The organism is Psychrobacillus antarcticus, from assembly GCF_029533155.1.
Taxonomy (GTDB): Bacteria; Bacillota; Bacilli; order Bacillales_A; family Planococcaceae; genus Psychrobacillus; species Psychrobacillus antarcticus.
In genome coordinates this window covers 138,077-154,302 of record NZ_JAIZDB010000002.1, presented here as the reverse complement: position 1 = coordinate 154,302, position 16,226 = coordinate 138,077, and the positions used below count along the sequence as shown (strand labels likewise).

General features: G+C 37.6%; 13 protein-coding genes and 2 riboswitches. Of the genes, 1 reads left to right on the top strand and 12 read right to left on the bottom strand.

Features of this window, described 5'->3' with window-relative positions:
• Positions 1–103: 103 nt before the first annotated feature.
• Positions 104–234, bottom strand: a riboswitch (FMN riboswitch).
• 111 nt (positions 235–345) lie between these two features.
• Positions 346–476, bottom strand: a riboswitch (FMN riboswitch).
• Between the two features lie 142 nt (positions 477–618).
• On the top strand, positions 619–840 hold the full coding sequence (locus LDK52_RS01795; RefSeq protein WP_277584240.1) for a hypothetical protein: 222 nt from the start codon (positions 619–621) through the stop codon (positions 838–840).
• A gap of 60 nt (positions 841–900) precedes the next feature.
• Here the strand turns inward: LDK52_RS01795 and LDK52_RS01790 are convergent, their stop codons facing one another.
• From LDK52_RS01790 to rny, 12 genes are all read right to left on the bottom strand, one after another.
• On the bottom strand, positions 901–1,761 hold the full coding sequence (locus tag LDK52_RS01790; protein WP_277584239.1) for a YitT family protein: 861 nt from the start codon (positions 1,759–1,761) through the stop codon (positions 901–903).
• Positions 1,762–1,958: 197 nt separating this feature from the next.
• Positions 1,959–3,428: a protein adenylyltransferase SelO gene (locus LDK52_RS01785; RefSeq protein WP_277584238.1), complete on the bottom strand. Its 1,470-nt coding sequence runs from the start codon at positions 3,426–3,428 to the stop codon at positions 1,959–1,961.
• A gap of 180 nt (positions 3,429–3,608) precedes the next feature.
• The gene (locus LDK52_RS01780) at positions 3,609–5,621 is read right to left on the bottom strand and encodes a TRAP transporter permease (protein WP_277584237.1); all 2,013 of its coding nucleotides are present in this window, start codon (positions 5,619–5,621) and stop codon (positions 3,609–3,611) included.
• Positions 5,611–6,120, bottom strand: coding sequence for a DUF1850 domain-containing protein (locus LDK52_RS01775; RefSeq protein ID WP_277584236.1), 510 nt, complete (start codon positions 6,118–6,120; stop codon positions 5,611–5,613). Before LDK52_RS01775 ends, LDK52_RS01780 begins: the two co-directional genes overlap by 11 nt.
• Positions 6,121–6,197: 77 nt before the next feature.
• Positions 6,198–7,184 (bottom strand): TAXI family TRAP transporter solute-binding subunit, encoded by a 987-nt coding sequence (locus LDK52_RS01770; RefSeq protein ID WP_277584235.1) that lies wholly within the window; start codon positions 7,182–7,184, stop codon positions 6,198–6,200.
• Between the two features lie 170 nt (positions 7,185–7,354).
• Positions 7,355–7,789: a YlbF/YmcA family competence regulator gene (locus tag LDK52_RS01765; protein ID WP_277584234.1), complete on the bottom strand. Its 435-nt coding sequence runs from the start codon at positions 7,787–7,789 to the stop codon at positions 7,355–7,357.
• Positions 7,789–9,336, bottom strand: coding sequence for a tRNA (N6-isopentenyl adenosine(37)-C2)-methylthiotransferase MiaB (gene miaB / locus LDK52_RS01760; RefSeq protein ID WP_277584233.1), 1,548 nt, complete (start codon positions 9,334–9,336; stop codon positions 7,789–7,791). Before miaB ends, LDK52_RS01765 begins: the two co-directional genes overlap by 1 nt.
• Positions 9,337–10,313: 977 nt before the next feature.
• Positions 10,314–11,180: a 2-oxoacid:ferredoxin oxidoreductase subunit beta gene (locus tag LDK52_RS01755; protein WP_277584232.1), complete on the bottom strand. Its 867-nt coding sequence runs from the start codon at positions 11,178–11,180 to the stop codon at positions 10,314–10,316.
• On the bottom strand, positions 11,167–12,921 hold the full coding sequence (locus tag LDK52_RS01750) for a 2-oxoacid:acceptor oxidoreductase subunit alpha (protein WP_277584231.1): 1,755 nt from the start codon (positions 12,919–12,921) through the stop codon (positions 11,167–11,169). Before LDK52_RS01750 ends, LDK52_RS01755 begins: the two co-directional genes overlap by 14 nt.
• A gap of 283 nt (positions 12,922–13,204) precedes the next feature.
• Positions 13,205–13,471: a stage V sporulation protein S gene (locus LDK52_RS01745; protein ID WP_277584302.1), complete on the bottom strand. Its 267-nt coding sequence runs from the start codon at positions 13,469–13,471 to the stop codon at positions 13,205–13,207.
• 85 nt (positions 13,472–13,556) lie between these two features.
• Positions 13,557–14,354, bottom strand: coding sequence for a TIGR00282 family metallophosphoesterase (locus LDK52_RS01740; protein WP_277584230.1), 798 nt, complete (start codon positions 14,352–14,354; stop codon positions 13,557–13,559).
• A 97-nt stretch (positions 14,355–14,451) separates the two neighbouring features.
• Positions 14,452–16,008: a ribonuclease Y gene (rny, locus tag LDK52_RS01735; RefSeq protein WP_277584229.1), complete on the bottom strand. Its 1,557-nt coding sequence runs from the start codon at positions 16,006–16,008 to the stop codon at positions 14,452–14,454.
• Positions 16,009–16,226: the final 218 nt, after the last annotated feature.

Below are 16,226 nucleotides of genomic sequence, written 5' to 3'. Positions count from 1 at the left end.
TTTATACTCTCTATAAACAAAAAACTCCGTACACAAAGGTGTCGGAGGAAAATTAGGTAGATTCAAATAAGCCTTTTGTCATTACCTTTCAAAAAGCATTGAACTACTCCTTCTCCCATCCAGACTGTAACTGTCGGCTTTGGATTTACACCAAATCATGCGTTTTACGGCTCACAGGCTTAAGATTTCTCTCTTACTGTCGATTGGGACTTTCACCCGACCCCGAAGGAAAGTTATTCAATTAAAAAACGCACCCAAAATTTACGGATGCGAGAGAAGTCGTACTTTAATAAGCCCTTTTGTTCCGGTTTTGAGCATAACTAAAAAACCTCTACAATAAGCGACCTACTCCTTCTCCCATCCAGACTATAACTGTCGGCTTTGGATTTACACCAAATCATGCGTTTTACGGCTCACAGGCTTAAGATTTCTCTCTCACTGTCGATTGGGACTTTCACCCGACCCCGAAGGATAAATTATTTAATTGCTATCAGGATAGCAATTAAATAATTTATTTGCAAGGAATTCAGACTTCTTATTTCTAATATAGAAGTTCTATATCTTTCAAAAAATCATAAAATACATAGATTTAACATTATAAATAAAGGGGAAATGGACATGCATGCAGTTCACTTTATGGAGAAAAATATAACAGTTTTAACTCAAGTATTGAGAGAAATTCCTGCAGTAGATGATGAGCTAAAAATCAAAGGTCGAAAAGGTAAAGTACTTAGTGTCCAGAAAACAGGAGAAAATGGGTTCTATGTGCAAATAGAATTTGAAAAAGTAGTGGATAAAAAAGCTTCTTTAAAGGATCTTGGAAACAAAAAAAGAAAATAATTTCTGCATAATAATAACCCGTTAAATGACTATCAATGCTCATTTAACGGGTTTATTATTTTAGTGAATATCTCGTTTTTTGAAGCTACCGCCTCTTACTTCTGCTACATCTGTAATGACAACAAAAGCACTAGGGTCCAATTCTTTAATAATCGTTATAAGTTTATTTTCTTCCATACGAGTAATTACGCATGTGACAATATTGATTGTTTCATTGGAAAATCCACCTCTACCAGTTGAGTAAGTAACACCACGACCTAAGCGATCCTGGATAGCAGAACCAATTTCCTCTGAATTGTCACTAACAATACGAACAGATTTTGAACTCTCCAGACCAACCTGAATAACATCAATGACAACTTTAGCTATGTAATAAGTTGTTGCTGAGTACAATGCACTTTCTAATCCATAAATAAAACCAGCACCTACGAAAATAAATGCATTAATGAATAAAATGATATCTCCTACTGAAAATGGTACTTTTCGAGAAATTAGTACTGCCAAAACTTCTGAGCCATCTAAAGCGCCACCGTTACGAAGGACAACTCCAATACCAATTCCAAGCATAACACCCCCAGATATTACTATTAATAAGGGATCCTCTGAACTCAGAATTGGTTCAATTTGATGCATTAACACGGTTGAAATAGATAAGGATACTATACCAATACTACCCATTATTGCGAAGGTTTTTCCTACTTGTTTATATCCTATGTATACAAATGGAATATTTAATACAAATAGCAATGCCCCAAGTGGGATCCCAAATAAGTAGGTACCCATGATACTAATACCTGTTACTCCTCCATCAATCACAGAATTTGGTATTAGTACCGCTTCTAGTGCATAACCTGCAATTGCTGCTCCTATTACGATTAAAATTACTCTACGGATCGTATCCGCCAATTTGTTCGGTTGCATGCGTTTGAAAAACTCCCTTTTAATAAAAAGATTGACTAAAAATTGTTCATTTTATAATCTTAAAGAAAAAATAGCTTCGTTTCAAGAAGGATTCTATTTAGCCATATGTTTTCTATGCTTATTTGATATAAATTTGAAACAAAAAATCAGACAAGCCTGTAATCTTGAATGCGTTACAGGCTTATCTTACTTTATCATTAAGTACCACAAAACGTTTTGTACGGTCCTGAAGTATCTGGAGGCACAGCTATATAATCCATATAGCTCGTATTATAGTCGTAAGGGTTAGAAATTACTTTCAGAAGACTCTCTAACACACGATAGTCTTCTTTTTCGACAGCTGCTTTAAGTGCTTCTTCTACACGATGATTTCGTGGAATAAAAACTGGGTTACTCTTTTGCATCAGTTGCTGGATAAATTCTTCAGACACATCCTGTTTTTCAAGTCTAGCTTGCCACTTTTCATGCCACTGATCGAATTCTTTATTGCCAAACATAACAGTATCTTCTACTTTACCAAGAGTTAATAAGCGGAATGTATTCGTATAATCTGCGTCATATTGCTCCATAAGTCGAAGCAAATTATCAATTAGCCAAATATCCTCTTCTTCTAGATTAAATATCCCTAGCTTATTTCCCATCCCAGTTAACCAGTAAGTCTCATATGTTTCCGGATAAGCTGTCATCGCTTCTTGGGCTTGTTTCACAGCCTCTTCCTGATCTTCATGAATAAGAGGCAATAAACTCTCCGCCAATCTTGCTAAGTTCCAAGCAGCAATATTCGGTTGATTTTCATATGCATAACGACCATGGGCATCGATAGAGCTAAATACAGTTTTTGGGTTGTACATATCCATAAACGCACAAGGGCCATAATCGATTGTCTCGCCACTGATCGTCATATTATCTGTGTTCATCACCCCATGAATAAAACCAACAAGTTGCCATTTAGCGATCAAAGCAGCTTGACGTTCAATCACTTCTTGAAGGAATAGAAGATAACGATTTTCTTTATCCATTAGAATTGGATAATGTCTCTCTATTGCATAATCTGCTAAAGCTTTAAGATAGTCTATAGTACCCCATCTTGCAACAAATTGAAATGTACCTACACGTATATGACTCGCTGCAATACGCGTCATCACAGCACCCGGTTGTACGGTTTCTCGCATAATATCCTCACCTGTAGTAACTACAGAGAGGCTACGAGTTGTTGGAATACCAAGCGCATGCATAGATTCACTAATAATATATTCGCGTAACATTGGCCCAAGCCCTGCCCGACCATCTCCCCCACGAGAATACGGTGTTCTACCAGAGCCCTTCAACTGTATATCAACAAGCTCACCTGAAGGAGTAATTTGCTCTCCAAGTAGTAGTGCCCTTCCATCACCTAACATAGTAAAATTTCCGAATTGATGGCCAGCATATGCCTGCGCTAAAGGTATACCACCTTCTATTACGCGATTACCGGCCAGTTCTTCCACGCCTTGCTTACTTGCTAGCGTTTTAGAATCTAGCCCAAGTGAAGTTGCTAATCCATCATTTAATAGGACTAATTTAGGATTACTTACAGGATTTACATCGATGGCTGTAAATAGTATATCTGGAAGATTGGTATAAGTATTTTCCAAGTTCCATCCTACTTTTATAGTATTTTCTTTCATCGTATCTTCCTTTCTTACATGAGATATCACAAGTCAATCTACTTCTTCCATATTATTATACCCTTACTTGATAAAGATACGCTTTCATTTCATTCTCTACTTCTAGTTGTATATAAAAACACGAGCCACAACGGGCTCGTGTTTTACTCTAAACTTGTAATTGATTCATCATAGATTTTCTTAGAGTGCTATTGCTTCTGGGTTTTTCTTTTCCTTTGTAAGCAGTTGAATAGCTAGTAATATACCGAATAGTACAAGTCCAATTATATCCGACATGCTTTCTGGGTATATCAATAACAACCCTGCTCCTAGTGCAAAAATTCTTTCCAACCAATTAACTTTTCTATACCAATAACCTACTACACCTGCACTAATTGAAATCATTCCAATTAAAGCAGTCAACGTAACCCAAACGATTTCCAACAAATTTGTATCAATCATTAACAATGTTGGGGAAAACACAATCATATATGGAATGATAAAAGCAGCAATTGCTAATTTGGATGCTTCTATCCCAGTTTTGATAGGATCTCCACCCGATATCCCTGAAGCCGCAAAGGCGGCGAGTGCCACAGGAGGTGTAATATCTGCGATTATTCCAAAATAGAAAACAAAGAAATGTGCTGACAATAGAACAACAATTGGAACAGCACTTTGTGCAACATCCGGTGCTAGCAAAGCAATAATCGCTGGTGCTGCAATTGTAGAAGTAATTACATAGTTCGCTGTAGTTGGTGCACCCATCCCTAAAATTAGTGAGGCAATCATAACAAAGAATAATGTTAATAAGATACTTCCGCCAGCTAATTTAACGAGACTTGTTGCTAGGCTTAAGCCTAACCCTGTTTTTACTACTACTCCTACGATAATCCCTGCACATGCAGTAGCTGCAACAACTGCTAAAGCTGTTCTTGCTCCATCGACCAATGCATCTAAGATTTCCTTTATACCAAGTTTGGTATCTTTATTGATAAATCCTACTACAATACAAGCTAAAATCCCATATAATGCTGAGTGTATAACAGGAACTCCTACCATCATTAAAATGATGATTAGGAAAATAGGTAAGATTAAATAAATCTTTTTAAATATTTCTCTCCGATCTGGCATTTGATCATCTGTTAATCCACGTAATCCTAGACGTTTCGCTTCAAAATGGGTCATAATCCATATCCCAGCGAAATATAGTAAAGCTGGAATGGCAGCTGCTTTTGCAATATCCCAATACGTTACTCCACGTCCGATAAATTCTACCATTAAGAATGCAGCTGCACCCATGATTGGTGGCATCAACTGACCCCCAGTAGAAGACGATGCTTCAACTGCACCAGCAAACTCCTTTTTATAGCCAAGCGATTTCATCATTGGAATCGTATAGGCCCCTGAAGTAACAACATTTGCTACAGAACTTCCTGAAATAGTTCCTTGTAAAGCAGATGAAAAAATGGCAACCTTTGCGGGACCACCAACTAATTTCCCTGCAACGGCAACTGATAAGTCATTAAAGTACTGTCCAACTCCTGTTTTCACCAAAAATGCACCAAAAAGCAAAAAGGCAAAAATATAGGTAGATGATACAGCTAGCGGTGTTCCTAAAATACCATCCGTTGTGTAGAACATTAAATTGACAATATTATCGACACTTTGACCTCTATGGGACATAAATGCAGGGAAATAAGGTCCTAGGTATGCGTATACTAAAAAAATTGCTGCGATTATAGTAATAGGTAACCCAACCGCTCTTCTAGATGCCTCTAATACAAGCAACACTGCTAGTAATCCAACAATAAAATCCATACTTTCTAATGATCCTAAACTTTGTACTAAACGAGTATAATTTATCGTCCAATAACTACCGATTAACAAAGCACCGGCAGTCAGTATAAAATCATACCATGGTATTTTTGTCTTTGAAAATTTTCTACTTGCTGGAAAAAGAAAAAAGATAAAAACTAGACCGAAACCTAAATGGACTGTTCGCTGTATTTGAGCGGGAAATTGACCAAAAATGGCTGTATAAAGTTGAAATAAAGAAAATGCCATTAATCCAAAATAGATAATGTATTTAAGCACTCCACCTAATTTCCGAGTATTTGACTCTAGATCGTACTTCTCTAAAATTTCTTGCTGTTTTTCCAAAGACAACTCTTCAAACTGATTGTTTTGTAATTGTTGTTGTTTCTTATCTTTCATTTAATTGGACTCCTTTCACTTTTTCAAAAAGCGATATTTTTTTTACTTCAAATTCATAAGACTTACCTCTATCTAGTTCTTCTTTTAAATCGAAACTTTTCTTGTTGTAAAAAAAATCTAATTTATTGTCTACATCTCCAATATGTAAGATAAAATCGTTCAATACTGCTTTATCGTATTTAAGCGTGTAAACACCGTTTTCATAACTCAATGTTTGGCCTTCCTCTGCATAACCAGGCATGCCTATCGCCACATTACTATATTCCATGGATACTAACTGAATATTATTTGACTCTATTACTCTATAGCTTTCTATCACATCTGTTAGATGAATAGTATGTGTGAAAGTTATTTGAAAGATATCCTGTTTATCTTTTGTAATATAGTGAATAGTTTCATGCTCCGTTTTAGTTTCCGTAAAAGTAAACGCCGTAAATATAGGGATAAAACAAAAACCTATAAAGAGAAAAATCAAAACTACCCCAATTAATTTATTCATAAAGTGATTAAACCTCACTTTTATTATCAAAAAGGGACTCGAAGCAATTCGCAACTGAGCCCCTTCTTACTTTACGATTATTTATTTACTTCATCGAAATACTTTTGTGCTCCTGGATGAATTTCAATTCCGATACCATCAAGAGCTGTTTCGGCTTTGATAAATTCCCCTTTTGCATGACTGATTTTATCTGTATTTCCATATATTGCTTTTGTTATTTTATATACTAGGTCTTCTGAAAGTTCTTTTTTTACTGCTAACATAGCCAGTACAGAAACAGTAGGAGTTTCTTGCGTTATTCCATAACTACCAGATGGGATTGTATCCTTGGCATAGTATGGATATTTCTTGATTAATTCATCTGCTTTTTCATCGCTCACTGAAATAATAGAAACTTTGTTTGTAGCATTTAGCGCTTCTACAGCAGCAGTTGGATAACCTGCCGTAATAAATGCTGCATCAATTTGTCCAGATTGAATACCATCTGTTGACTCACCGAAATCTAAATTTTGTGCTTTAATATCATCCATTGATAACCCATGGATCTCAAGCAATTGCTCTGCATTTGCATAAGTACCTGAACCTGGTGCTCCAACAGAAACCTTTTTCCCCTTAAGATCTTCAAATGAAGTAATTCCAGAATCCGCTAACGTAACTAATTGAACTGTTTCTGGATATAACGCTCCAAGTGCAGAAACTGCATCTGTTTTCTTCCCTTCAAACATCATTATTCCTTCCGTACCGTAGTATGCAATATCCGTTTGAACGAAAGCTATATCTCCTTCGCCATCTTGCAGTGCTGTCATGTTAGCTGCGGATGCTTGAGATACCTCAGCAGTAGTTTTAACACCTGTTTCGGTAGTGATTAAATCTGCAAAAGTTCCACCTAAAGGATAGTATGTTCCTTGCGTTCCACCAGTTAGCATACTTAAAAATTTAATATCTTCTTTTGTTTTACCTGAATCACTATCAGAAGAACCCTCATCTGTTGAACCACAGGCTGCAAGTATCAACAAAACTAAAACACTTAGAATACTCAACAACTTCAATTGCCTTTTCTTCATTCCATTTCCTCCCTTTTTTAAAAAATAATCCCCTTACACTTATTAATATTACCATATAAGTTTATTGAACTGTCAACCTATTTAGTATTTTCTGTTTTTAGAGAATTGAAAAAAGCATACCTATAATCGCGTAAGGATTATAGGTATGCTTCTGTTTGAATTTCTAATTATCAACAGCCATCGTATGTTGTATTTTTTACTTTAGAACCAGTTTCGCCTCTTAATACGTCACCGTCAGTTGCCTCAATAATTTGGTTCGTTACATTGTTAGAGATGGAGTTGGCTACTAATTGTAGCAAGCTATTTACATCACCCTGGGATTGTTTGAATTCTTGTACAATCGGAAGACCGTCAATCTCTTCTTCGATTGCTGCAATTTTCCCTTCAATCATGTTAAGTGCTTTTTCCTTCCCTAAATGCTGAAAGTTGACCGCTTGTTTTTGTAAACTTTTCAAACTTGCTATTTTTTCACGTACCTTTGTATTTTCATTAATTTGTTCTTCTGCACGTTTGAAGAATTCAACTTCCTCAGTATTGGCAATCATTGTTGCAATTTCTTTTGCTTTTTCAATAATATCGTCTCTAGTATATTTTGTAGTAGACATTATACTCCCACCTTTTGCTCGATTGTTTCATTTACTAGTTCCCCAGTAAGTGACCATGTTTTTGCTTCTATTATTTTAACATTAACGAGTTGCCCAATGATATCTTTAGGGCCTACAAAATTAACTAATTTACTTTTACTTGTATACCCCGCAAGTACATCAGGGTTATTTTTACTTTCGCCTTCAACTAAAACTTCCACAATTTGCCCAGTATGCTTTTTCATAGCTTCAGCGGACATATCATTTACTAACTTATTTAATCGTTGAAGTCTTTCTTTTTTCACTGCCATCGGTACGTTATCCACCATTTTTGCAGCTGGTGTACCTTCTCGTGGTGAGTAAATATACGTATAAGCAATTTCGAAACCGACTTCTTTGTAAAGTGACATCGTTTCTTCAAATTGTGCTTCTGTTTCATTTGGGAATCCAACAATTATGTCTGTTGTTAATGATACATTAGGGATAGCTGCTTTGATCTTACGGACTAGTTCCACATAATGTTCTCTTGTGTATTTACGAGCCATAATTTTAAGTATTTCCGACGATCCGGATTGCACTGGCAAATGAATATGATCCACTAAATTTCCGCCTTTTGCAAGGACTTCGATTAAATGATCATCAAAATCTCTTGGATGACTAGTCATGAAACGTATGCGTGCTAAGTCAATTTTACGAAGGTCATCCATTAAGTCTCCAAAGCGATAATTCAAATCTTCAAAATCCTTACCATATGCATTAACGTTTTGACCAAGCAATGTTACCTCTTTGTATCCTTGCGCAGCGAGATGTCTAATTTCTTGAATTATATCTTCCGGACGACGACTGCGCTCTTTCCCACGTGTGTATGGAACGATACAATATGTACAGAATTTATCACAGCCATACATTATGTTGACCCATGCTTTAATCGAACCTTTACGTACTCGCGGCAGGTTTTCAATTACGTCTCCTTCTTTTGACCAAACTTCCACAACCATTTCTTTGGAAAGGTATGCTTCGTTTAATATGTTAGGAAGACGGTGAATATTATGTGTACCAAAAATCATATCTACTTGATTGTATGTTTTTAATATTTTATTGACAACCGATTCTTCTTGCGACATACATCCACAGACACCGATTAATACATCTGGGTTTTTTTGTTTTAAATGTTTGAAGTGACCAAGCTCACCAAATACTTTATTTTCTGCATTTTCACGAATGGCACAGGTATTTAGTAGAACAACATTAGCATCTTCAACAGTATCAGTAGGTTCATATCCCAGTTGTATAAAGATACCCGCCATTACTTCTGTATCATGCTCGTTCATTTGACAGCCATATGTGCGTATATAAAATTTTCTGTTTTGTCCCATACCTTTAAATTGCTCTGCAATAGCAAAGTCGTTATGGTACTCTACCTCTTCTTTACCACGTTTCTTCGCATCTTTTAATGATGGTGGAGTATAGACTGCTTGAAAATATTTACTATAATCCTTCTCAGATTTCTTATCCAAAGAGCTAGCTTCCTTCACTTGAGTACTTTGTAAACGTGATTCCTCGTTCATGAGAACTCTCCTTTCCTTCATTCGTGAAAAGTACGATATCCCTCCTATTATACTGAATAGTTCTCCAATGCTACAAGGCTTTCTGCTTAATATTTCATAATTAGACAAATTAAGTGCCTATTATCGGTTTATGGGCAATTTTTTTAGGACATAACGAGGAGGTCATTAAAAAAACTGGTCAAACCCTGTTTATATCGGTTTTGAAGGGCTTTGGAAAGACATTTTGCTATATGATTACCGAGTAAGATTTTAGGGATGCTTGTTGGTTGTGACGTCCGTCACTACCAACAAGCATCCTTTTTTTTCGGTAATCTTATGGCGTTTGCCTATCCGTCGCCCTCCTACAACCCTTAGAAACAGGTAAGTACACTTTTGGATAACTAGAGATAAGATACTTTCCTATTGATAGAGTTTGTGGATGACAGTCTAAGTAAGCGACATCGTGTCGCAACGACTGCCTGACCCGCATCCTGCGGGCCTGAAGATACAATTTCGTTCGCTATTTCACTTCTTTATTGGGTAGATACTTACTATTTTTCTTTATTTCCACACGGTTTAATCACTATATTAACTTTGACTACTATTATAATCTAAGCGATACGCTATGCTATTTCTTTTAGTGGAGTAACTACTCACTCAATTGATTGATTGGAGTGTAAGGCGGCGACTCCGGCGGGATGAGTGAGACAGCTGAGATATCACAGCGACGCGCTAGCGACGGTGATAGCTCATCGCTCACCCCGCGGAGGCCCACAGGAGGTGGGTCATGCAATCGTTGCCGCAGGACGCGGCGAACTTAGATTGCCTTCCTTTTGAGACGTGGCGCTCTTAGCCTTTGTTCCACCGCCTGAAACGGAAATCACTAGTATTATTCATTCTTTAAAGTCTCATGAACCCAATTTATAATGCACATTATTACATACTTATCTTTTTAAAAAAGCCCATGAACTTTAGCCAGTTCATGAGCTTGAATATGATCACATAAAATCTTGAATTAAAGCATTGAATTCCTGTTCACTCATCTTCAAATTTTGATCCACAAGTGGTGTAGGTGAATAACCTGGAACTTGTTCTTGGTACGATGGTGCGTTTTCATTTTGATAAATGATACCAGTTACAAGACCTTTATTTTCCATAACTACTCTCATCGCTTCTTCTCTGTTCCTAGAGTCATACCCTTCTACAGCAGAAAGCTTCGTTAAATGCTCTTTGAACCAGTCGTACGTATTTACTTTGTTGTATGTTACACATGGGCTAAATACATTGATGAACGAGAAGCCTTTATGATTAATCCCTGCTTCGATGATTGCGGTTAGCTCTTTAATATCCGAAGAAAACCCTTGTGCTACGAATGTTGCTCCAGATGTAAGGGCTAGTTCTAATGGTTGAACGGATGGTTCAATTGCTCCACCAGGAGTTGACTTCGTTTTAAAGCCTTCTGCTGAACGTGGGGACGTTTGACCTTTTGTTAATCCGTAGATTTGGTTGTCCATGACAATATAAGTTATATCGATATTACGACGTATCGAATGAATGGTATGACCCATCCCGATAGCAAATCCATCACCATCACCGCCAGAAGCGATCACGTGTAAATCTTTGTTGGCCATTTTCAATCCTTGAGCTATTGGAAGAGCACGACCGTGAATACCATGAAAGCCGTATGAATGAATGTATCCAGAAATACGACCTGAACAGCCGATACCAGAAATGACAGCTAAATCATGTGGTTGAATGCCAACATTTGCTGCAGCACGTTGAATTGCTGCCTGCACCGAGAAGTCACCACAACCTGGACACCAGTTAGGTTTTACGTTATTACGAAAATCTTTAAATGTTACCATCTGTTAGCAACTCCTTTACTTGTTTTGCAAGCTGTAATGGTAAAAATGGTGTGCCATCATATTTCGTTACACTGACCAATTTATCATGACCGCCAACATTCATTTTGATGATATTCGCTAATTGCCCAGTTGCGTTATTTTCGACTACTACCACTTTTTTCGCTTTCGCAACTAGTGATCGCATTTCCTCCACTGGGAATGGATGTATTAAACGAATATGAGCATGATTCACTTTAACATCACTTTCAATAAGTGTTTGCTGTAATTCCTCAAGTACACCTCTAGTTGAGTTGAAACCAACAAATAGTATATCCGCTTCCTCGTATGGTGCATTGACATAGATAGGGTCTTTAAAATTAATATGCTTGAGCTTCCCTAAACGTTTATCCATCTGCGCTTTACGATTTGTTGACGCTTCAGATGGTTTACCAGTTTCATCATGCTCTACCCCGGTTACATGATGAATTGCATGCTCCATTCCTGGTAAGACACGTGGTGAAACTCCATCTTCTGTCAGTTCATAACGCTTAAAGTATGATTTATCTTCCGCTTCTGGGATTGCTTCGTTTTCTACTAATTTACCACGGCGAATTTCAACCTTTGAATAATCAAATGGCTCCACTGTTTGTTTGCCGAGTGATAGTTGTAAATCGGTTAAGATGATTACTGGAACCTGTAATTCCTCTGCAATATTAAAGGCTTGAATAGTATCGTAGAAAGCTTCTTCTCCTGTACTTGGCGCAATAACTACTTTAGGAATTTCTCCATGAGTTCCATAAATCATTTGCATTAAGTCGGATTGTTCTTGTTTAGTCGGTAAACCTGTTGAAGGACCCCCGCGCTGTGTATCTACAATTACAAGCGGTTGTTCGGTCATACCAGAGAGACCAATTGCTTCCATCATAAGTGACAGTCCTGGTCCAGCTGATGCAGTAAATGAACGTACACCACCATAATTGGAGCCAATTGCCATTGTTGCAGCAGCAATTTCATCTTCTGTTTGAATAACTGCTCCGCCAAATAGTGGTAATTTCTTAATCATATACTCCATAATTTCAGATGCTGGTGTGATTGGATATGCTGCCATAAAACGTACACCCGCTGCTAATGCGCCAAACGCAATTGCATCGTTTCCTATCATAAACATCCGGTGTTTTCCATCAGCAGGAGCGATTTCCCACTCTCCTAGACGATCTCCCAGATGCTCAGCCATAGTATCAAAGCCTTGTTGAATAGCTTGCATGTTTTTTTCAACTACTTCTTGTCCTTTTTTACCGAAAATTTCATCTACTACTCCTTGGAATACGCCTTTGTCCAAGTTCAGTAATGCAGCAGTTGCACCAATTGCTACCATATTTTTCATAAGAGATGTCCCAAGCTCTGCAGCTATCTCTGTAAAAGGAACAATATACATCGGTGCTTTACAATCATCGGGTGCTATTGGAGAAAATTTTGCGTCTGCGAGAATAATACTATTTTCTGTTAGTTCTTTGTAATTGACATCAATTGTTTCTTGATCAAATGCAACTAAAATATCTAAATCATCTGGAATTGTACGAACTTGCGTTGGGCGTACACAAATTTTATTGTTTGTATGGCCACCTTTAATACGTGAAGAGAAATGACGATACCCGTACAGAAAGTATCCTAGGCGGTTCATCGCCATGGAGAATATTTCTCCTGTACTTTCAATTCCCTCTCCTTGCTGCCCTCCTACTTTCCAAGAAAGCTGTTGCAACATAAAAACATCTCCTTACTATTAGATTAAATGCTAATTTATTTCATTAGTTTATCATGAAGTTACCTTTATCACTATGTATTCCCCGAATTTTTATAGAAAATCAGACCTTTGACGGAGGCCACAGAATGTTGGTTATGCAAAGGTTGCCGCAGGACGCGGCGAACTTCGATTGCCTTCCTTTTGAAAAGTGGCGCTCTTTGCCTTCGTTTTGTATTAATTTTTCTAATAAGTTATTTTATCCCTCAAAAAAGAAGCCGCTACTATAATAGCAGCGACCTCCCGTCTATTTTGATCTCTTTTCAACAAGTAACTTTAAAGCTGTTCGATCCTCACCAGCTATGACAATATCCGTGAAGGCAGGAGAACAAGTTAGGTCTGTTCCACTAGGTGCTACAAATCCTCTGGCAATTGCTATCGCTTTGATAGCCTGATTTAATGCTCCTGCTCCTACTGCTTGCATCTCTGCATACCCTTGTTCTCTAATTACTGCAACTAATGCCCCAGCAACCGAATTTGGGTTTGAACGGGAAGATACTTTTAACGCATCCACAATCATTTCTCCTTTTGTCGCTATATTATGAACTTGCATCTGGTCCATAACCTAACGTATGCGCAGAAGGAATCTTTTAGACTTTTTAGCCTTTAAACGGGTAATCTTCGTTTATATAAATTCGTTCTTGGCGTATTGCTTTCCCAGTTGTATTGTCTACTTCTACGAAGAAACCGCTAAGTACAGTACGTCCATCCTTAGGTACTTCAAAACGAGTTGGCATATTCGTTTGGAAACGGTATAGTACATCTTCTTTTCTCATACCTAAAACACCGTCATACGGCCCTGTCATACCAACGTCTGTGATATAAGCTGTTCCTCCTGGTAATATACGAGAATCTGCTGTTTGAACATGTGTGTGTGTTCCAACTACTACAGAAGCTTTTCCATCTAAATGCCATCCAAATGCAATTTTTTCGCTAGTCGCTTCTGCATGAAAGTCCACAAAAATGATAGGGGATAATTTTTTTGCCTCTGCAACCATTTCGGTAGCCATTTTAAACGGATCATCATGTGGGGGTAAAAATGTACGGCCATGCATATTAATCACTGAAATGGTATGTCCATTTTTAGAGATGGAAGTCATCCCTTTACCAGGAGCATCCTCTGAAAAGTTGGCAGGACGGATTAAATAGTCCGTGTCATCAATAAAATCCATAATTTCTTTTTGGTCCCAAGTGTGGTTACCCATTGTTACTACGTCTACCCCCATATGGAGCAATGACTGGAAAATACTTTTCGTAATCCCACGACCTGCAGCAGCATTCTCCCCATTAGCAATGACTACATCTACATCATATTTTCTTTTCAATCTTGGGAGGTAATCTTCTAGCGTATCGCGACCGATAGACCCAACGATATCACCTATAAATAATATTCTCATTTTACTTCAATTCCTTTCACGAAAAAAAGGCTTCATTTCGAAGCCTTTTTGTTAATACTAACGGATGAAACAGTAGAACACCAACCATCACTGTATGCTATTTAGCATATTCTACAGCTCTAGTTTCTCTTATGACAGTTACTTTAATATGACCAGGGTAATCTAATTCTTCTTCGATTCGTTTACGGATATCTCTCGCCAAACGATGAGCAGTTAAGTCATCAATTTGATCTGGACGAACCATAATACGAATTTCTCGACCAGCTTGAATAGCAAATGATTTTTCTACACCCTCATAGGATTCAGAAATTTCTTCTAGTTTCTCCAAGCGACGAATGTAGTTTTCTAATGTTTCACTTCTTGCACCAGGTCGTGCTGCAGACAATGCATCAGCAGCTGCCACTAATACGGCAATAACAGAAGTAGCTTCTGTATCTCCGTGATGGGAAGCAATACTATTAATAACTACTGGATGTTCTTTGTATTTTGTTGCCAATTCGACACCAATTTCTACATGGCTTCCTTCCACTTCATGGTCAATTGCTTTCCCAATGTCATGTAGTAACCCTGCACGCCTTGCAAGTGTAACATCTTCACCAAGTTCCGCAGCTAACAATCCTGATAAATAGGCAACTTCTGTGGAGTGTTTTAACACATTTTGACCATAGCTCGTACGATAACGGAGTCTACCTAGGATTTTCATCAGATCTGGATGTAAATTATGGATTCCAATATCAAATGCTGTTTGTTCTCCAATTTCACGTATTTGTTCATCTACTTCTCTTCTAGACTTTTCTACCATTTCTTCGATACGCGCCGGATGAATTCGTCCATCCTGTACCAGTTTTTCAAGTGCTAAACGGGCAGTTTCTCTTCGAATTGGATCAAAGCCTGAAAGTATTACTGCTTCTGGCGTATCATCAATAATTAAATCAATACCAGTTAACGTCTCAAGAGTCCGTATGTTGCGGCCTTCACGTCCAATAATGCGACCTTTCATCTCATCATTCGGCAGGTTTACTACAGAAACAGTTGTTTCAGCAACATGGTCTGCTGCAAAACGTTGTAACGCAAGGGAAAGAATCTCACGAGACTTTTTATCGGATTCTTCTTTAGCTCTAGTTTCCGCTTCCTTTGTCATCACAGCAATATCCGTAGCAAGTTCATGTTCTACTTCTTTAAGAATAATTGTTTTCGCTTCTTCACGAGTTAAAGTAGAAACTCTTTCTAGTTCAGTTTGTTGCTTTTTAATTAGTTCATCCACTTTGCTTTCTTTCAGTTCGATATGCTGTTGTCTTTCAGTTAGAGCATCATCTTTACGCTCAAGACCTATTTCTCTCTTGTTTAGAGCATCATCTTTACGATCAAGGTTCTCTTCTCTTTGTAATAACCGATTTTCCTGTTTTTGCAGTTCGCCTCGGCGTTCACGGATGTCAGATTCTGCTTCATTTCGTAATTGGTGAGCTTCATCTTTGGCTTCTAAAAGTGCTTCTTTCTTCAACGCTTCCGCTTCTCGCTTTGCTTCATCTATGATATTAGCTGAAGATTGTTTTGCACCAGTCACTTTTGAATCGTTCACGTTTTTTAGATAAATATAACCAACAACGGCACCGACAATCAGACCAAGCAAAGCGGAGATGATAATTTCTGTCATTCGAACACCCCCTAATGCTATACTTTTTAGTTTCAGTCGGCACATATATACAAAAACATATACGCAATGCCTATAATCATTTATTAATAAAAAAATTATACAATTTTAATTGTATAGATGTAGAAATACTCTGTCAAGGAAGGGAGGTATATTATATGTAAACTAGGGCAAAATAAACATCTTTAAGTGTGTGAATTTCATTTAAACGAATAAAAATA